16 protein-coding genes and 3 pseudogenes are annotated in these 17,879 nt (G+C 60.2%); 9 read left to right on the forward strand and 10 right to left on the reverse strand.

Annotated features, from left to right (window positions below; all coding sequences use genetic code 11):
• Positions 1-49 precede the first annotated feature (49 nt).
• The 4 genes and pseudogenes from PW844_RS29445 to PW844_RS29455 form a co-directional block, all read right to left on the reverse strand.
• Positions 50-1,006, reverse strand: a pseudogene (locus PW844_RS29445) (carnitine 3-dehydrogenase); the annotation flags it as partial.
• A gap of 188 nt (positions 1,007-1,194) precedes the next feature.
• Positions 1,195-1,617: a 3-keto-5-aminohexanoate cleavage protein gene (locus tag PW844_RS15445; protein ID WP_299453434.1), complete on the reverse strand. Its 423-nt coding sequence runs from the start codon at positions 1,615-1,617 to the stop codon at positions 1,195-1,197.
• 61 nt (positions 1,618-1,678) lie between these two features.
• Positions 1,679-1,762 (reverse strand): annotated as a pseudogene (locus PW844_RS29450) (hypothetical protein); the annotation flags it as partial.
• Between the two features lie 71 nt (positions 1,763-1,833).
• A pseudogene (locus tag PW844_RS29455) lies at positions 1,834-2,097 on the reverse strand (3-keto-5-aminohexanoate cleavage protein); the annotation flags it as partial.
• 292 nt (positions 2,098-2,389) lie between these two features.
• Between PW844_RS29455 and PW844_RS15455 the strand changes: the two are divergent.
• The 3 genes from PW844_RS15455 (at position 2,390) to PW844_RS15465 (ending at position 6,295) form a co-directional block, all read left to right on the forward strand.
• On the forward strand, positions 2,390-3,334 hold the full coding sequence (locus tag PW844_RS15455) for a GlxA family transcriptional regulator (protein WP_299453437.1): 945 nt from the start codon (positions 2,390-2,392) through the stop codon (positions 3,332-3,334).
• Positions 3,335-3,344: 10 nt separating this feature from the next.
• Positions 3,345-5,228: a molecular chaperone HtpG gene (gene htpG / locus PW844_RS15460; protein ID WP_299453440.1), complete on the forward strand. Its 1,884-nt coding sequence runs from the start codon at positions 3,345-3,347 to the stop codon at positions 5,226-5,228.
• A gap of 68 nt (positions 5,229-5,296) precedes the next feature.
• Complete coding sequence (locus PW844_RS15465; protein WP_299453444.1) at positions 5,297-6,295, forward strand: YihY/virulence factor BrkB family protein; 999 nt, start codon at positions 5,297-5,299, stop codon at positions 6,293-6,295.
• Here the strand turns inward: PW844_RS15465 and PW844_RS15470 are convergent, their stop codons facing one another.
• Both PW844_RS15470 and PW844_RS15475 read right to left on the reverse strand, forming a co-directional pair.
• Positions 6,296-7,204 (reverse strand): DMT family transporter, encoded by a 909-nt coding sequence (locus tag PW844_RS15470; RefSeq protein ID WP_299453447.1) that lies wholly within the window; start codon positions 7,202-7,204, stop codon positions 6,296-6,298.
• A 193-nt stretch (positions 7,205-7,397) separates the two neighbouring features.
• On the reverse strand, positions 7,398-7,706 hold the full coding sequence (locus PW844_RS15475) for a hypothetical protein (protein ID WP_299453450.1): 309 nt from the start codon (positions 7,704-7,706) through the stop codon (positions 7,398-7,400).
• 319 nt (positions 7,707-8,025) lie between these two features.
• On the opposite strand from PW844_RS15475, the gene PW844_RS15480 reads away from it, so the two are divergent.
• Both PW844_RS15480 and PW844_RS15485 read left to right on the forward strand, forming a co-directional pair.
• A complete protein-coding gene (locus tag PW844_RS15480) occupies positions 8,026-10,584 on the forward strand; it encodes an HWE histidine kinase domain-containing protein (RefSeq protein WP_299453453.1) in 2,559 nt (852 codons plus the stop codon).
• Between the two features lie 78 nt (positions 10,585-10,662).
• Entirely contained in the window at positions 10,663-12,018 is a 1,356-nt protein-coding gene (locus PW844_RS15485) for an aspartate aminotransferase family protein (protein WP_299453456.1), read from the forward strand.
• A gap of 14 nt (positions 12,019-12,032) precedes the next feature.
• Here PW844_RS15485 and PW844_RS15490 read toward each other — a convergent pair whose 3' ends face one another.
• Positions 12,033-12,725: an SDR family NAD(P)-dependent oxidoreductase gene (locus PW844_RS15490; RefSeq protein WP_299453458.1), complete on the reverse strand. Its 693-nt coding sequence runs from the start codon at positions 12,723-12,725 to the stop codon at positions 12,033-12,035.
• 248 nt (positions 12,726-12,973) lie between these two features.
• Here PW844_RS15490 and PW844_RS15495 point away from each other — a divergent pair, with 248 nt between their 5' ends.
• The 3 genes from PW844_RS15495 (at position 12,974) to PW844_RS15505 (ending at position 15,528) form a co-directional block, all read left to right on the forward strand.
• Complete coding sequence (locus tag PW844_RS15495) at positions 12,974-13,975, forward strand: sulfate ABC transporter substrate-binding protein (RefSeq protein ID WP_299453461.1); 1,002 nt, start codon at positions 12,974-12,976, stop codon at positions 13,973-13,975.
• A 647-nt stretch (positions 13,976-14,622) separates the two neighbouring features.
• On the forward strand, positions 14,623-15,009 hold the full coding sequence (locus PW844_RS15500; protein WP_299453464.1) for a DUF1778 domain-containing protein: 387 nt from the start codon (positions 14,623-14,625) through the stop codon (positions 15,007-15,009).
• 3 nt (positions 15,010-15,012) lie between these two features.
• The gene (locus PW844_RS15505; RefSeq protein WP_299453467.1) at positions 15,013-15,528 is read left to right on the forward strand and encodes a GNAT family N-acetyltransferase; all 516 of its coding nucleotides are present in this window, start codon (positions 15,013-15,015) and stop codon (positions 15,526-15,528) included.
• A gap of 314 nt (positions 15,529-15,842) precedes the next feature.
• On the opposite strand, the gene PW844_RS15510 is transcribed toward PW844_RS15505, so the two are convergent.
• A complete protein-coding gene (locus PW844_RS15510) occupies positions 15,843-16,073 on the reverse strand; it encodes an HU family DNA-binding protein (protein ID WP_299453474.1) in 231 nt (76 codons plus the stop codon).
• Between the two features lie 386 nt (positions 16,074-16,459).
• Positions 16,460-16,993 (reverse strand): hypothetical protein, encoded by a 534-nt coding sequence (locus PW844_RS15515; RefSeq protein ID WP_299453469.1) that lies wholly within the window; start codon positions 16,991-16,993, stop codon positions 16,460-16,462.
• Positions 16,994-17,116: 123 nt separating this feature from the next.
• Here PW844_RS15515 and PW844_RS29460 point away from each other — a divergent pair, with 123 nt between their 5' ends.
• Entirely contained in the window at positions 17,117-17,362 is a 246-nt protein-coding gene (locus PW844_RS29460) for a helix-turn-helix domain-containing protein (RefSeq protein WP_367187758.1), read from the forward strand.
• Here PW844_RS29460 and PW844_RS15520 read toward each other — a convergent pair.
• Complete coding sequence (locus tag PW844_RS15520; protein ID WP_299453471.1) at positions 17,359-17,769, reverse strand: type IV secretory system conjugative DNA transfer family protein; 411 nt, start codon at positions 17,767-17,769, stop codon at positions 17,359-17,361. The two genes, PW844_RS29460 and PW844_RS15520, sit on opposite strands and share 4 nt — an antisense overlap.
• Between the last annotated feature and the right edge of the window lie 110 nt (positions 17,770-17,879).

Raw genomic sequence — 17,879 nt, forward strand, 5'->3', positions numbered from 1 at the left:
CGCGCTTGCCGCCTTCCGCCCAGAGGCCGGCCTCGAAATCCTTCAGCAGCTTGCCGGCGCCCCAGCCCTTGCCGCCGTCGCTGCCCTTCAGCGTCTGCAGGATGCCGACGAGGTTTTCGTCGCGGATGCGCTCCAGCTCGCGGATCGAGCGGCCCTCGGCCTGCTCGTCGGACTGCTGGCCGATCTTTTCGACCAGCGCGTCGTCGAGATCGACAACATCGGTGAGCTTCGTCCAGGGCCAGGCGAGGCAGGGGCCGAACTGGGCGAGGAAATGCCGCATGCCCGCTTCGCCGCCGGCGATCCGGTAGGTCTGGAACAGGCCCATCTGCGCCCAGCGCAGGCCGAAGGAATAGCGGATGACGTCGTCCAGCGTCTCGACGGTGCAGATATCGTCCTTGATCAGCCAGAGCGCCTCGCGCCACAAGGCTTCCAGCAGGCGGTCGCCGACGAAGGCCTCGATCTCGCGGGCGATGTGGACACCCTTCATGCCGATGGGTACCAGCCGGTCCATGGCGGCCTTGATCGTCTCCGGCGATGTCTTGGTGCCACCGACGATCTCCACCAGCGGCAGGAGATAGACGGGATTGTAGGGGTGGGCGACGAACAGCCGCTCGGGATGATTCATGTCACGCTGCAGGTCCGATGGCAGCAGGCCCGAGGTGGAGGAACCGATCAGGGCATCCGGCTTTGCGGCCGCATCGATCTGGTTGAGCACGCCGCGCTTCAGGTCGAGCCGCTCGGGCACGCTTTCCTGGATCCAGTCGGCATCTGCCACCGCCTCTTCCAGGCTGGCGCAGAAGGTGAGCTTGCCGCGTGGCGGCAGCGGTGCGCCGGTCAGCATGCCGTAGGCGCGCTCGGCATTGGCCAGCACTTCGCCGACGATGCGCTGCGATTCCGGATGCGGATCGAAGACCTTGACGTCGATGCCGGCCAGCAGGAAGCGGGCAATCCACCCCCCGCCGATAACGCCGCCGCCGATGCAGGCGGCCTTTAGGATTTTGGTCATGCTTGTCTAGCCTCGGTCGAATTCATGTTGGGACGAAAGACGCCGCTCGTTACATCGGGAAAGCTTCTGGCTGCGGCCTTTTGAATGGAGGCACTAGCGTCACATCCCGCGGAACATCTGTCAAGCCCGAGGATGACCCGGTTGCTGGGCTGGTGTCGCAGGCAAACCATTCTTGCGGCCACAGCCACCTACCGCTTCGTCAGCTTCAGTTTCTTGCGGACCTCTTCCGGCCCGATGATGCGTGCGCCCATGCCCTCGACCACGGTGACCGCCTTTTCAACGAGCTGGGCGTTGGTGGCGAGCTTGCCCTTGCCGACATAGAGGTTGTCCTCCAGCCCGACGCGGACATTGCCGCCGGCAAGCACGGCGGCCGCCGGATAGGCCAGCGCATTGCGGCCGATCGAGAAAGCCGAGAAGGTCCAGCTGGACGGCACGTTGTTGACCATCGCCATGAAGGTGTTGAGATCGTCCGGCGCGCCCCACGGAATGCCCATGCAGAGCTGGATCAGCACCGGATCCTCGATCAGGCCTTCCTCGACCAGCTGCTTGGCAAACCAGAGATGGCCGGTGTCGAAGGCCTCGATCTCCGGGCGGACGCCGAGATCGGTCATCTTCTTTGGCCATGGCGCGCAGCATGCTGGGCGTGTTGGTCATGACATAGTCGCCGAGCGAGAAGTTCATCGTGCCGCAGTCGAGCGTGCAGATCTCCGGCAGGCATTCGGCGACATGGCTGACGCGGTCGGTGGCGCCGCCCATGTCGGTGCCCTTGGGTTCAGCGGCAGCGGGCTTTCGACATCGCCGAAAATCAGGTCGCCGCCCATGCCGGCGGTGAGGTTCAGCACGACGTCGACATCGGCGGAGCGGATGCGGTCGGTCACCTCACGGTAGAGATCGTTGCGGCGGCTGGCGGCGCCCGTTTCCGGATCGCGCACATGGCAGTGGACGACGGCAGCGCCGGCCTTGGCGGCATCGATCGCGGAATCGGCGATCTGCTTGGGCGTGATCGGAACATGCTCGGACTTCGAAGTCGTGTCGCCGGCGCCCGTCACGGCGCAGGTAATGAAGACATCGCGGTTCATGGCAAGAGGCATTTCGTTCTCCCGTATCGTTGGGCAGATTACGCGACAGGACGGCTGACAATGCTTTGCATTTTCGGATCTATTTGATACATTAATGGAAACAGAGATTTTTCCTTCATGCTGACCCTATCCAATGCGCCGCTCGATATCGATCTGCTGGTCCTGCCGGAAACCAACCTCATCCTGATCGCCTCCGTCATCGAGCCGTTGCGCGGCGCCAACCGCATCGCCGGCAGCCGAAATCTATCGCTGGCGCCTCTTCACGCCCGATGGCGCGCCGGTCCAGACGACAAGCAACATCCCGGTGCCCGTCGATGCGGCCTTTCGCCCGGGTCAGGAAACGGCGCCGCTCTTCGTGCTTGGCAGCTACAACTGGAAGCGCAGCGCGACATCGGGGCTGAAGATGCAGCTATCACAAACGGCGCGCTATCGCAGCGTCATGGCAGGCATCGAGTCCGGCACGTGGCTGCTGGCGGAGGCAAGCCTGCTGGACGATTTCTCCGCAACCGTTCACTGGGAAGATTTCGATGATTTCGCTGCAGCCCACACGCAGGTGAAGATGGTGCGCGATCGCTTCGTCATCGACGGCAAGCGGATTACGGCGGCAAGCTCGCTGCCGACGGTCGACCTGATGCTGGAGATAATACGCCGACGGCAGGGCTATTCGCTGGCGCTCGAAGTTACGCGCCTTTTCGTCTACGAGCAGGGCGGAGGCCGGGCCGAGGCGCTGGCCATGCCATCGACGATGCCGCTGAAAATGAACGACCCGCGGGTTGCTCATGCCGTGCGCCTGATGGAGGAGACGGTGGAGCAGCCGCTGTCACTTGCAAGGCTGGCGCGCAGGGTGGGGCTCAGCGCCCGCCACCTGCAGGGGCTCTTCCAGCAGGGAATGGGGGTCGCACCGCACGTGCATTATCTGGCGTTGCGGCTGAACGCGGCGCGGCGCAAGGTCATCGAGACACCGGCCAGTTTTGCCGACATAGCGGCGGCCACCGGTTTCAACTCGGCTTCGGCATTTTCCAGAAGCTACCGGGCGCAGTTTGGCGAGAGCCCTTCGGAGAGCAGGAGGAGGGTGCGAGCGCGGGTTCGAGAACACCCCCGCCTCGTCGAGACTCGCAGCGCGGCAGGGGCCCGTTTGGGGTTACTCGCTACTGATCATCGCTCCCGCGAGGATGAGATAGGTCGTATCCCCCTTGAATTCCTTCCCCGTCTTTGCCAATTGAGGCACCAACCCAATCGACACAATTGAAGAGATTACCATGACCGAAACACCAGTGGAAAATCATGCCTTCGAAGCGGATGTTTCGCGCCTGCTGCACCTGATGGTGCATTCAATCTATTCCGACAAGGATGTGTTCCTGCGCGAGCTGATCTCGAATGCCGCCGATGCCTGCGAGAAGCTGCGTTACGAGGCGATTGCTGCGCCGGAACTGCTGGCCGGCGATCCGTCCTCGCGCATTACGCTGACCCTGGACGAGGAGAACCTGCGCTTCATCCTCGAGGACAACGGCATCGGCATGAGCCGCGAGGACATGATCGAGGCGCTCGGCACGATCGCCCGTTCCGGCACCCGGGCCTTCATGGAAATGGTGGAAGCCGCCAAGGGCAAGGATGGCGCACAGCTCATCGGCCAGTTCGGCATCGGCTTCTACTCCGCCTTCATGGTTGCCGACCGCGTCGATGTCGTCTCGCGCCGTGCCGGTTCCACCGAGGCCTGGATGTGGTCGTCGGACGGCAAGGGCAGCTACTCGGTTTCTTCAGTGCCGGTCGAGGAAGCGCCGGCCCGCGGCACGCGCATTACGCTCCACATGATGGAAGATGCCAAGAGCTATACATCGCGCTGGACTGTGGAGCGCATCGTCAAGGAGCAGTCCGGCCACGTGCCGGTCCCGATCGAGATCATCGAAAAGCCGGGCGAGGAGCCGAAGCAGATTGCCGATGGGTCGGCGCTGTGGACCAAGTCGAAGAGCGATATTACCAAGGAAGAATATGCCGACTTCTACCGCGGCATTTCCGGCCAGTTCGATGAGCCGGCGCTGACGGTACATTTCAAGGCTGAAGGGCGGCACGAATATACGGCGCTCGCTTTCGTGCCGGGCTCGCCGCCCTTCGACCTCTTCGATCCGGATCGCAAGGGCCGCATCAAGCTCTACGTGAAGCGCGTCTTCATCACCGACGATGCGGACCTCCTGCCGCGCTACCTGCGCTTCGTGCGCGGCCTGATCGACACCTCGGACCTGCCATTGAACGTCTCGCGCGAGATGATCCAGCAGAGCCCGATCCTGGCGGCCATCCGCAAGGGCCTGAGCAGCCGCGTGCTGACCAGCCTGGAAAAGCTCGCCGAAAGCGATGCGGAAGCCTTCAACAAGGTCTGGGAGTCCTTCGGCACAGTCATCAAGGAAGGCATCTACGAGGATTACGAGCGTCGCACGCAGCTGCTTGCCCTGTCGCGCTTCAAGACCACGTCTTCGGGCGAGGGCCTTCGCTCGCTGGCCGACTACGTCAAGGACATGAAGGAAGGCCAGACAGCTATTTATTATCTCACCGGCGGAAGTGCCGCCCAGCTCAGCGCCTCGCCGCATATCGAAGGCTTCAAGGCCCGCGGCATCGAGGTGTTGCTGCTGACAGATCCGGTCGACAGCTTCTGGGTGACCAATGCGCCTGAGTTCGAGGGCAAGGCGTTCAAGTCCGTCTCGCAAGGTTCGGCCGACCTCGCCGATATCAAGAAAGTCGATGCGGAGGACAAGCCGAAGGCGGAAACGACGCAACTTGTCAGCGATTTCATCGCATTTGCCAAGACCACGCTCGGTGACGCTCTCTCGGACGTTCGGGCCTCCGATCGCCTGACGGAAAGCGCTGTCTGCCTGGTCGCGCCGGAGCACGGCCCGGACCGCCAGCTCGAAAAGATCCTCCAGGGTGCAGGCCGGCTGGATTCCGCCGCCAAGCCTGTGCTCGAGATCAATCCGGATCATGCGTTGATCACCGCGCTGGCGGCAACGGCCGGCAAGGACGGCGCGTTCCAGAAGGATGCCGTCGAGTTGCTGCTCGACCAGGCAAAGATTCTGGATGGCGACAAGCCCGAGGATCCGCGTGGTTTCTCCGAGAGATTGTCACGCGTTCTTGAGCGCGCGCTGAAAGGCTGAGCACCGGCATAGCTGGACGAACGCCGCCAACACACTAGTTCTCCTTGAGAAATGGGGAGATTGGCGGCGTGAGTGAGCAGGATGGCGTAACGATGCATATGGCTCCTTCGGCGACGAAGGAGCCCGGACGCGGACGCGATGCCGAGACGCCGAACCAGATTCCGCTGAGGGGCCTGAAGGATGTCGCCTGGCGCGTGGTTTCCGAGGTGATAGAGGATCGCGTTACGCTGATTGCCGCTGGCGTGACGTACTATCTGCTTCTGGCGCTTTTCCCGGCCCTTGGTGCGCTGGTCTCGCTCTATGGTTTCGTGGCAGATCCGACGACGATAGCAAGTCACATCAGCTTCGTCTCCGAGATATTTCCGCAAGGCTCCTTCGATCTCATCCTGTCACAGCTGACCGCCCTCACGCAGCAGAAGGCCGGCACGCTCAGCATCGGTTTCGTAACCGGTCTTATCATTGCATTGTGGAGCGCCAATAACGGCGTGAAGGCCCTTTGCGACGCCATGAACGTCGCCTATGGCGAGGAGGAGAAACGAGGCATAATCGAGTTCAACCTGCTCTCGCTGGCTTTCACTTTCGGGGTGCTGTTGATCGCGGTGGTGCTGATCTTCGCCATCGGCGTGATGCCGGCGGTACTGAGCTATCTCTGGCTGGACCGATGGACCGACCTGTTGGCGCGCATCGTGCGGTGGCCGGTGATCCTGTCCCTGGTCATGACCGGTATCGTGTTGCTTTATCATTACGGCCCAAGCCGCGAGAAGGCCAAGCTTGTCTGGCTAAGCTGGGGCGCCGTTTTCAGCACCTTCTTCTGGCTGTTGTCTTCATTCGGCTTCTCCTACTATCTCGACCATTTTGCCAATTACAACGCGACCTATGGCACGCTGGGAGCCCTGATCGGCTTCATGGTCTGGATCTGGATCTCAGTCATCATCGTGATTGTCGGCGCCGAGCTCAATGCCGAACTCGAGCATCAGACCGCCGAGGATTCCACGACCGGCCCCGCACGGCCGATGGGCGAGCGCGGCGCCTATGTGGCCGATACTCTCGGCAAGGCTTCCGATTGATCAGGCGTTTTTGCCCACCTCGTCGTGGTTGACCACGGCGGCGGGATTGCTGGCACCAGCAACGGACGGCGGCAGAGAGGTCTTGCGGACGCGCTCGCGGATCAGCGTCATCAGGCCCGAGAAGACTATCAGCGCGATCCCGAGCGCCATGGGCAGGTCGATGGAATCCTCGAAGATCAGATAGCCGAAGATGATGGCCCAGATCATCTGGCTGTATTGCGGTGGCGCAACGAGGCTTGCCGGGGCCATCCTGGCAGCCAGCATCAGCAGGACGTTGCCTATCGTGCCGAATACGCCATAGCCGGCCAGCCAGATCCATTCCTGTGCCGTCGGCACCCTCATCTCGGGCAGCATGAGAAGGCCGCTGACGATCAGAACACCGAACAGCGCAGCGCTGTAGAGCGACAGGCGCTTCTCGCTCGGCCCAAGCGCACGGAATATCACGATGGAGACGGCGCTGGTGAAGCCGCCGATTGCCGCGCAGAGATGACCGATTGACAGCTCGCGGAAGCCGGGGCGCAGGATGACCAGCACGCCGACAAAGCCGATAACGACAGCGGTCCAGCGCTGCCACCGGACATCCTCCTTCAGGAAGATCACAGAAAGGATAGTGACGAAGGACGGCAGGAGGAACAGCAGCGCAAAGGCCTCTGCCATTGGCAGCTTGGTAAAGGCGACAACAGAGCAGATCGAGGCGATGGCGCCGAAGAAGAAGCGCAGAAGCCACAGGCGGCGATTGGTGGTGCGCAGCAGGTCGGTCCACTGGTCGGACTTGGTCTTCAGGAAAGGCAGGGCGCCAATGCCGAAGAGCGAGCCTATGAACGTGACTTGATATGCCGGCAGGCTGCCATGCAATATCTTGACCGATGCGTCGCTGAACGCATAGACGGCATAGGCTGCGAACGCCACGAGGACGCCGCGAATTGTGGACTGAGGGACTGACATGATTCCGGATCTGAAATTGTGATGGTCAGGCAATAGTCGTTAGGTTGGCTATGTGAAAGCATTATTTCCAGAATAACTGATTTGACGTCAAGGACAGCAAAAAAAAGCCCCGCCGCTTGGCGAGGCCCCGTTCAGGCGGTCATCGCGGCTCATTCCGTCAGATTTCGGGGCAGCCCGGGCGGTTGGCAAAGGTGATGCGGTCCAGCCCGTCATCTGTCATGCCTTCAACGACCACGCGTCGATCCGAGACACGGACGATCCTCGGATGATGATAGCCTTCATCGCGGGCAGCATCCATTGCGTCCCGCGGGTTGCAAGCGCCCCTGTCGGGACCAAGGTCGCGGACCATCGGGCGTACGCCGTGAGGGCCGACCTGTATATCGAGGCCCTGCGCTGTCGCCGTTGTTGCGAACAAACCGCCGACGAGTACCAGACCGATGCCGGCAAAAGAGAGCATCTTGGACATTTTGTGAACTCCTTATCTTCATCGCTTGTGCCGAGTTTCGGCGTTCATTACAATTTGGTAACTTAAGGCGGCAGAAAAGGTTCCCTTTTGAGAGATCTGCGCTCGCTGCCATCCCAAGCTGCAGATTTGCAGGGATGGAGACCAAGGCGCATGCCAGGATTGTGTTTGCCGGCGTAAAACCTTGGGACAGAGACGGTATAATTTGCTTGCCTTGCTATTCCGGTTTGATGCAGGTGCGCTAGATTACCAACGCATACGAGCCAGATTGAACTGTGCTATCGGCCGTTTCGGCAATTGGATGAGTTTACGGGAATATTCGATGAGTTACGACAGGGCTGAGATCGACCTTACCAATTGCGATCGAGAGCCTATTCATATCCCCGGCAGCATCCAGCCCCATGGCGCCATGCTCGTAGTAGACCCGTCTACAAGCGTCGTCGTTCATGCGTCCGCGAATATCGGAGATTATATCGACGACATCGATGCAATCGTCGATCGCGAACTGAGTGACATCCTCGGTCCGGACGTAACCCACCAGATCAACAATGCGGCGGCTCGTGCCGGCGCCGGCCATGTCGCCGGCGTTGTCCTGGGTGTCACATTCACCAAGAGCGCCCGCCGGGCGGATATTACCATCCATCGTTTCGACCGACGGCTTTTTCTGGAGTTCGAGGTGGCTGCGTCCGCTGGCGATACGGAAATTGCCCTTGGCCTTACACAGTCACTCGTCCGCCGCATCGATCGCGAGGTCGATGCCGACGAGCTCGTCGGGTCCGTCAGTCGCCTCGTGCGTGCCATGCTCGGCTATGACAGGGTGATGGTCTATCGGTTCCTGCACAACGGCGCCGGCCGGGTGGTAGCAGAATCGAAGCAAGCCTCCATGGAAAGCTTTCTCGGCCAGCATTTCCCTTTCTCCGATATTCCAGCCCAGGCGCGCCGGCTTTATCTCGAGAACTGGATCCGTGTCATCGGCGACGTTGCCTTCGAACCCATTCCTCTACGACCTCCGCTGGCCGCCGGCGAAGTACCGATCGACATGTCGCATGCGCATCTGCGCAGCGTTTCGCCGATTCATTGCGAATATCTGCAGAACATGGGCGTCGCTTCGTCCATGTCGATCTCGATCGTGGTCGATGGTGCCCTCTGGGGGCTGATCGCCTGCCACCACAACACGCCGAAGGTGTTGTCTATTCCCCTGCGGGTGGCGACCGAGCTTTTCGCACAATATTTCTCGCTGCAAATCGGCGCCGCCGAAAATCGCCGGCAGCATCTGGCCGCAAACCATGCCCGGCGGCGGCTGGATGCGATCATTGCGACAATCGATCCCAACGATGCGGTTGATGTGACGCTGCGCAAGCGGCTACGTGAATTCGCGTCGCTTGTCGCCTGTGACGGCGCGGCCCTCTGGTCGGGGGAAGAGTGGACGGCGACCGGCGTCGTGCCACAACAGGAGGACGTGTCGGCGCTGATGTCCTTGGTTGCCGAAAAGGCCGACAATAATATCTGGGATACCCAGGAGCTTTCCCTCCATCTGCCGCAAACCGGCTTCGGTCAGGAAGTCGCGGGCGTGCTGGCGATCCCTATCTCCGCTTCCGCAGGCGATTACCTGCTGCTTTTCCGCAGTGAGGAAGCCCACGAGATCGAATGGGCCGGTGAGCCGAAGAAAAAGGTCGTCTCGACTTTGCGCGGCGATCGGCTGAGCCCGCGCGGCAGCTTCGAGACCTGGCGCGAGGATGTCCGCAACCGTTCGCTGCCCTGGACGACGGATGATGTTTCCGTTGCCGAGGCGATCAGGAACTACGTCCGGGACATCCTTCTGCGCCATAACGATGCCACGGAGGAGCAGCGCGCCCGCAACGAAGATCAGCGTCGTCTGCTGAATGCCGAGCTTAATCACCGGGTCAAGAATATTCTGGCGCTGGTGAAATCGATCGCCGTACAGACCGGGTCGAATGCCCGCAGCGTCGATGAGTTTGCAAACTCCTTCGAAGGGCGTCTGCGGGCGCTATCCTATGCCCATGACCAGTCCTTCGACGGGCGCGACGGCGGGGAACTGCATGCGTTGATCGAGGCAGAAGCGGCAATGCATCGCTTCCAGCAACTGCCGGATCGCTTTACCATCGATGGACCTGCAGTCGGTCTTTCCGAGAGAGCCTTTGGGGTCTTCGCGCTGGTGCTGCACGAGATGATGACCAATGCCGCCAAATATGGCAGCCTTTCGGTTCCCACCGGGCGGCTGGAGGTTCGCTGGGTTCTCGACGAGGCCGGCAACTGTTGCATCGAGTGGGTCGAAAGCGGCGGTCCACCCGTCATGACTCCTTCGCGCAAGGGTTTCGGCAGTACGCTGATCGACAGGACCGTTGCTTTCGATCTCGGTGGCGAGGCGGAGCTGGTCTATGCACCCGACGGCCTGCGTGCTCGTTTCATATTGCCTGCCCGGCATTTGCACGAGGTTGTCGCGGCGCGGATTGAAGTCCATGCGAGCAACGGTGAAAGCCGGCCCCTGGCCGATCTAAGGATCCTGCTGGTCGAGGACCAGGCGCTGATTGCCATGGATGTGGAAGAGATCCTGCGGGAGCTGGGAGCGGCCGAGGTCTGGTCGCTGCCTGATGTCGCGCAGGCGCTCGGTGCGCTCGCGGACGAAACGCCGGATTGCGCTGTTCTCGATCTCAACCTGGGTCATGAAACATCGGAAGTGATTGCCGCAGAACTGGTTCAGCGCGGGATTCCGTTTGTCTTCGCCACGGGCTACCGCGACAGCGTCTCGATTCCAGATGGCTTTTCAGGCGTCCCGGTCGTTCGGAAGCCGATTGCACAGGATATGCTTTCCCGTCAGCTGTCCCTGGCGCTTTCCGAGCCGCGCGACGCGACGGCCTGACCGCTTCTGCCGTTGACAAGCGGCGGGTCGGCTGCACTGTGGTGTCTACCCGATTTGCGAGACTTACAGGAGACGCCCTTGACCTATCAGCCGAATTCCGTCGAAGCGCGTGATGCCGCCTATCACCTGCATTCCTATACGAATGCCAGGAAAAACGAGGAAGAGGGCTCGTTGGTCATCGAGCGGGGCGAAGGCGTCTACGTTTACGACAATACCGGCAAGCGATACATCGAAGGTATGGCGGGGCTGTGGAGTGTCGGTGTCGGCTTTGGCGAAAAGCGGCTGGTCGAAGCCGCTGCCCGGCAGATGGGAACGTTGCCCTACTACCATACCTTCACTCAGAAGGCGCATAACCCTTCCATAGATCTGGCCGAAAAGCTGGTTCGCATGGCGCCGGTGCCCATGTCGAAGGCTTTCTTTACCAATTCGGGTTCGGAAGCCAACGATACGATCATCAAGATGGTCCGCTACAGGTCCAATGCGCTGGGCAAGCCGGAAAAGAAGAAGATCATCTCCCGCATCAAGGGCTACCACGGCGTGACGCTGGCTTCCGCCAGCCTGACGGGCCTGCCGAACAACCATCGCTCCTTCGATCTGCCGATGCCGGGCATCCTGCACACCGGTTGCCCGCACTATCGTGTCTTCAAGCAGGAAGGTGAAAGCGAGGCGGCTTTCTCGGCCCGGATGGCCGCAGAACTGGAGGCGATGATCATCAGCGAAGGCCCGGAAACGGTGGCCGCTTTCATCGGCGAGCCGCTGATGGGAGCAGGTGGCGTCATCGTTCCGCCGGTAGGCTACTGGGCAGGGATCCAGGCCGTGCTCGACAAATATGACATCCTGCTGATCGCCGACGAAGTCATCTGCGGTTTCGGTCGCACCGGCAACATGTTCGGCACGCAAACCTATGAGATGCGGCCGGATTTCATGACGCTCTCCAAGCAATTGTCATCCTCATATCTGCCGATCTCAGCGCTGCTGATCAATGATCGCGTCTATCAGCCTATTGCCGACGAATCGAAGGCGATAGGCACCTTCGGCCATGGCTATACGGCGGCGGGCCACCCAGTCGCTGCTGCCGTCGCACTGGAAAACCTCGCAATCATCGAGGAACGCGACCTGGTCGGCAATGTCCGTGATCTCAGTGGCCTGTTCCTTGGCCGGCTGGACAAGCTGGCAGAACACCCGCTGGCCATCGAGGCCCGTGGCGCTGGCCTCATCGGCGCTCTTGAACTGGCGCCTCGTGAGGGTTTTGCCACGGGCGCCCTTGGGCTCAAGCTGTTCGGCATCCTGCAGGGTAACGGCCTGATTGCCCGCGCCATCGGCGATTCCCTGGCGCTTTGCCCGCCGATGATCATCACCGAGGCGGAGGTCAACACGCTGTTCGACATCTTCGAGACGTCTATCGACCAGCTGCAGAAGGAGATCGGCGCCTGAGGGCGCCGGATTTTTCAGAACTTCTCCGCCCAGGGCCGTAGATCGACCTCGAACGACCAGGCATCGCGGGGCTGGGCGAGCACATCGAGATAGGCCTTGGCGATGCCTTCAGGTGAAAGCGTGACGTCTTCGCCATTGTCTGGCCGCGCGGCGCTGCGCACGCCGCCATCGACGATGAAATGGGCGACGTGGATGCCTTTCGGCCCAAGCTCACGGGCGGCGCTTTGGGCAAGCCCGCGCAGCGCGAATTTGCCCATGGCAAAAGCCGAAGACATGGGAAAGCCCTTGATGCTTGCCGACGCACCTGTCAGCAGGATCGCGCCTTTGCCTTTGGCGATCATGCGGCGGGAAGCTTGCTGCACGGCGAGAAATGCGCCGAAGGCCGAAGTCTCGAAGGCTTTCAGGACCTGCGCCGGGTCTATATCGGCAACGCTGCCGGGGACGCGCATGCTGGCATTGTAGATGACGACATCGGGCTCGCCGATGCTTGCCTGCGCATCGGCAAACAGCGCTTCCACGGCGGCCGGTTGCGTTGCATCGACCTGAAAGGCAACGGCCCCCGTTTCGCCGGCAAGCGTCGCCAGCTTGTCCGCATTGCGTGCGGCAAGGCCAACACGCAATCCGGCCGAAGAAAGCTGGCGCGCAAGCGATGCGCTGATGCCGCTGCCCGCGCCGATGATCAGGGCTGTCTTGTATTCTAGGGACATGAAAACTCTCTCGCGTTGCCGTTGGGGAAATTACCGATCGATATCAATATGAGGATCGCAGGCGCTAACGACAATCACAGCACGACTTGGAATGCGGATGCCGCCATCCGGGGAATAAATTACCCCTAAACCTATCGGCTGAAAGAAGAACGTTCTGATCCATGTGAAATCAGGTCAGGCCATGTCTCGTACACGCCGTACGGCTCGAATAACTTCGGGGCACTTGCCATTTCCATTCCGGGGTTCTCATGTTTCGTTTTCTGACGCTCGGTGCGGCCTTTGCCGTGCTCCTGTCCGGTTCTGCATTTGCACAGCAGGCGCCCGACAAGCTGCTCAACGCTTCCTACGACGTAGGCCGGGAGCTGTTCGTGGCCATCAACAAGGCCTTCATTCCGAAATATGACGCCGAAACCGGCAAGGACATCGCCATCAAGCAGTCGCATGCCGGCACTTCCGCCCAGGCGCGCGCAATCATCGAGGGCCTCGGCGCCGATGTCGTCACTTTCAACCAGGTGACCGATGTCGACAAGCTGGCCGAAAACGGCTTTGTTGCGAAGGACTGGCAGAAGCAGTTTCCGAACAATGCATCGCCTTTCTATTCCTTCCCGTCCTTCCTGGTGCGCGCGGGCAACCCGAAGAACATCAAGAACTGGGACGATCTGGTTCGCGATGACGTGAAGGTCGTCTTCCCCAACCCGAAGACCTCAGGCAATGCGCGCTACACCTATCTGGCCGCTTACGCCTTCGCCAAGCAGACCTATGGCGATGATGCCAAGGCGCAGGCCTTCGTCAAGAAGCTGTTCAGCAATGTTCCGGTCTTTGATACCGGAGGCCGCGGCTCGACCACGACCTTCGTCGAGCGGGATATCGGCGACGTGCTGATCACCTTCGAATCCGAAACGCGCGGCATTGCCAAGCAGTTCGGCTCCGACAAGGTGCAGGCAGTAACCCCGCCGGTCAGCCTGCTTGCCGAATTCCCGGTCGCTGTCGTCGACAAGGTCGCCGATGCCCACGGCTCGCGTCCGCTTGCCAAGGCCTATCTCGACTTCCTTTATTCAGCCGATGGCCAGCGTATCCTGGCTGAAAACGGCAACCGCGTGCATGACCCGGCTGTCGTTTCGCAGTTCAAGGACCAGTTCCCCGAGGTCAAGCTGCTGAAGGTGGAAGACGTTTTCGGCCCTTGGGACAAGGTCCAGAAGGAGCATTTCGACTCCGGCGCTGAGCTCGACCAGCTATTCGGGCAGAAGTAGATCTTCCGCAAGCCATTATGGACCCTTATAGTAGGTTATTGCTCCAGGGATGGCGCATATAATGACCCATAAGAGGGGTCCAATATGCGCCATCCGTGGAGTTGAACTTCGATAGTGCATAGCATTGGGCCTCTGTGCTGAAAATCGATAACGAAATGAAGGGGTTTCACAGCTCATCCATCGTTGACTGCTTTGTCAGTACAGGCTCGGTTGAGTTCGCTAGTGATCGGTCCGTTCATGACAATCGCGCGCTGCCTGCTCGCTACCCCGTTGATCTCGAGAGCCTATATGGTCGAAGCTGGCCGCCATGCCTGAAACGGAAGTTCTTCGATAAGGCCTTCATGAAGAGGATCGCAACGGTGTTCAGCCAGGCTTGGATAAGATCGGGTCGGCGGATCAGTCGAGCCAACCAGTCCCTCGTCGGTTCGATACGCTGCCTGTCGACGATCTCGAGCTGCTCCATCCGCCGGCTGATCAATGGCACAGCCGCGGTCAGCTGGTTGCACGCGGATAGCCGTCATCTGTGGCAGTGTATATTCTGCCGATGGTCGGCAGAGGAGCTCGGCATGCGCTATGGCCAATTCTGCATACCGGTAATCTCACCGACAAGACCCGCTGCCTTGGCATCCCGATCTGGTGCGCGGCCAATGGAGCGCAAGCTCCCTCACCACAACGATAGCCTGCGACTTGCATTGTACTGCAATTCGCATTACATTTCCGCGGTGGCAAAACCAGAACAGGTCTCTCACATGTCAGCCCTATCGATCCGTAAAGAAACGCCGGTCTCTATGCGCTTTCGCGACGACGATCTCGCGATCATCGATCGGGGTGCTGCCCTAACGGGTTTGTCCCGGACGGAATTCATGCGACGTGCGGCTGTACAGGAAGCACAGTCAGCGATTTTGAACGAAAGCGTCATTCGCCTGTCGCCAGATGCATTCGAGGCCTTTGTGTCGGCGATTGAAGCAGAACCTGTATCTCCTTCGATGAAAGTCATAGAGCGCTTGCAGCGCAAATCCCCCTGGGACAACTGATCCGTGGCACTGACAAGGATAGAGCTGCTGTCCGACCATCATTGGTTGGATAGCTTTACCTGCGGTAAGCCATCGCTCGATGCATGGCTGGTCAAGTTTTCGCGGAACAACCAGCGGCATGGTTTTACTCGGGTGTTCGTGATCTGCGACGATGATGCCGTCATCGGCTATTACGGCTTGGCACCGACAGTAATCGCGTCAAACCAGACGACCCGAAAGATCCGAACAGGAATGCCACCGGATCCGATCCCATGCCTGCTGATCGGACAGCTGGCGGTCGACATGAACTACGGCGGGCGAGGGATCGGTACGGCGCTGGTCAAGGATGCGTTCCATCGCTGCGTTGCTGGTGCAGATCTCGTTGGTGGTCGGGCGGTTGTCGTCAGAGCGGTCGACGAAGAGGCTGAACGATACTGGCAGAGCTGGGATTTTACGCCAGCAAAGGACAACCAGTCCGTTCTCATACGCTCACTGTCCGATATTCGCCATTGGCTTGAGATGACTGCGATATCGGTATAGACCCCGTGCCGCTCTTCCCAAAGCTTGCCAGACGCTGTTTTCCGTATCGGGAGGTTTGGGCGATCAGTTCACTGCGCCGGTGACTTGAGGAATAGCCGACAACGCTACCAGCGCTGAGCCGTGCTGCTATCAGCAGAGGCTATGATGCCGTATCTTTGAAAATCAGGTGTCTTTCACCACCTGTTCAACCGTCGCAGTTGCAAGGCGCTCGGGCCCGCCGCCGAGGCAACCATCGAGGGATGGTTCAGCAAACGGCGTCCTAACTACATCCACCGAACAGCAGAGCAGGTCGGCCGGGCTCTGCTGCGCCTCTGTCACACGGTCAGTAGATCCTCCAGCGCCTTGGCCGGCGTGAAGGCAAGCTTTTTGGCCGCAGCGACCTTTATGGTTGCAACGGTCGCTTGATTGCGCGCCTTTCGCTCTGGGGTCTCTTTCACCTTGAATTCTCCGAATCCGGGCAGGCTCGTCTCATTTCCGGCGACGGCTGCTGCGGTGGCAGCACCAATTACACCCTCTACGATTGTCTTGCTCTGCGCCTCCGTCAGGCGTGTTCGCCAGCGATCTTCCTGGCGATTTCGTTCGTCGTTGTCATGTTGTCAGCTCCGCATCAATCTACGCTGGCAAATCCGTGGCACTTCGCGCATCGCCTGCCATTGAGGCAACACAGCACAGAAGCCCGGAAATCGGCCCTTTCCACAGCTTACCCATCCAGAAGCCTCGATCAGCCCGTCCATAGGTCGATCGGCCGGCTCAAGGCGAAGTTTTGTTGCCTTTGTGCCTAAAGGCTTGGTGGTCCTCCTCGAAGATCTGCCGTTTCGATTGCCCAGGCGAGTAGTAGTGGCTGTTGATAGGGGCAGGGTTATAGACCGCAACCGACTGTGGGAGCCGGACGGCACTAAGAGCCATGCGGCGATGCCGACAAACCCAGGCATCATGAAACGTCAAGTGCTCGTGGCACCGCGTCGCTGATTGAGAGCAGATCGGCAAGAACCATCCTTAGCTCCGGCCAAGGGGTTTCCCGAAGCGACCCGCCCGGGTCCTCCATTTCGATCAGAGAATGAAGCTTGGCGATAGTACCGGCCATGGATACGGCGGGTGTTTCCCAGAGCGTTCTTGCCATCGCCTGCTCGATGTCGGCGGCCTCGCTTTCGGCTTCATAAGCGCGGCTGTAGCCGACTTCCTGATCGATCGCATCGCGTTGCGCTCCCGGACGATGACGCAGGCTCTGCATCAGTTCGACCTCAAGCCGCTGCTGATATCGGCCGAGTTCAACGCGGCGTCCATGGGCTATTTCCCATCGCCGCCATGCGATGACCGCATCATCCTGATTGATCCCGGGCATGCGTGGCGTCGACGTTGTCTCTGCAGACGGTGTGATGGGCGAAAGCAGTGTAAATCCTGCAGCGCTCAGAAGTTTTCTTCGGGTAATCGCGGTCAAAGTTCTGCTATTGTCGGAATCAGCCATGATCCGAGCTCCAATCCAGCTTGGTTGCGGTTAGGCCGTTGGAGTGTTGTCGCACTTCAATGGCCGTTCAGTTTCAGACAGAAAGACTCTCTTCCTGTGTTCAGATTATGTCAAGGTTATAATGTGCTGACCGCCGAACAGATCAGAATGGCACGTGCTGCGCTAAAGTGGGGAGTTCGAGGCCTCGCTGAGCGAGCAGGTATCACAGCTGCGACAGTGACCCGAATTGAGGCCGGGCGGCCGGCGTATCCGGGAACTCTAGAAGCGATTCAAGCGACGTTTGAAGCCGCGGGGATAGAGTTCATCGGGGAAAATGGGGGAGGGGTCGGTGTCCGCTTTGTAAAGCCCGTTTCTTCCCAGGCGGACTAATGGGCACTGTCCAAGTGCGTGCGTCCAGCGCATCGGGGTTTCGCCATCAAGTCCTCATCCGGATCGAATGTGTCTCTGAACTCCGCATCGGCAAAATAAGCCAGCTTGCCCGTAACGATCGGCCGTTGCCCCGCCAGGAAAAGCAGTTCGGCCTGCTGCGGCATGTTTCTGACTTCGTCCGGTGTGAAGAGAGGACGGCCAGTATCCTGCTGGCTATAGGAGATGCCAGACTTTTCTGAATCTAACGCCCGAGCCATCGTCTGGAAGACGACGGTCTCCTGGCCAAGTAGATCAGAGACGAGGCGGGCGCTGTTGTGGTCGTTGACACCGAAGACCTGCAGGACGCCGGCATTGGACAGGAAGGTGCCGGCCCGTTGAACCGTAGGTCGCTCGCAGATGATGGACATCCTGCAGGATTGGCTAGAGCCGGACGCCGTAGCCCGCCATCAACCCATGGCCCGTTCGATCGGCGCTAGGTGTCCCAAAGCTGCGAATTCATCAAGGAGATAGACAGCCT

Source organism: Pantoea sp. (assembly GCF_028283705.1).
Lineage (GTDB): Bacteria > Pseudomonadota > Gammaproteobacteria > Enterobacterales > Enterobacteriaceae > Pantoea.

Excerpts from the sequence above, each read along its gene's own strand:
- PW844_RS15445 (WP_299453434.1), bottom strand. The coding sequence starts at position 1,617 with ATGACCGATCTCGGCGTCCGCCCGGAGATCGAGGCCTTCGACACCGGC.
- PW844_RS15480 (WP_299453453.1), top strand. The coding sequence starts at position 8,026 with ATGAGTTACGACAGGGCTGAGATCGACCTTACCAATTGCGATCGAGAG.
- PW844_RS15520 (WP_299453471.1), bottom strand. The coding sequence starts at position 17,769 with ATGTCCATCATCTGCGAGCGACCTACGGTTCAACGGGCCGGCACCTTC.
- PW844_RS15515 (WP_299453469.1), bottom strand. The coding sequence starts at position 16,993 with ATGGCTGATTCCGACAATAGCAGAACTTTGACCGCGATTACCCGAAGA.
- PW844_RS15500 (WP_299453464.1), top strand. The coding sequence starts at position 14,623 with ATGGAGCGCAAGCTCCCTCACCACAACGATAGCCTGCGACTTGCATTG.
- PW844_RS15490 (WP_299453458.1), bottom strand. The coding sequence starts at position 12,725 with ATGTCCCTAGAATACAAGACAGCCCTGATCATCGGCGCGGGCAGCGGC.
- PW844_RS15475 (WP_299453450.1), bottom strand. The coding sequence starts at position 7,706 with ATGTCCAAGATGCTCTCTTTTGCCGGCATCGGTCTGGTACTCGTCGGC.
- htpG (WP_299453440.1), top strand. The coding sequence starts at position 3,345 with ATGACCGAAACACCAGTGGAAAATCATGCCTTCGAAGCGGATGTTTCG.
- PW844_RS15495 (WP_299453461.1), top strand. The coding sequence starts at position 12,974 with ATGTTTCGTTTTCTGACGCTCGGTGCGGCCTTTGCCGTGCTCCTGTCC.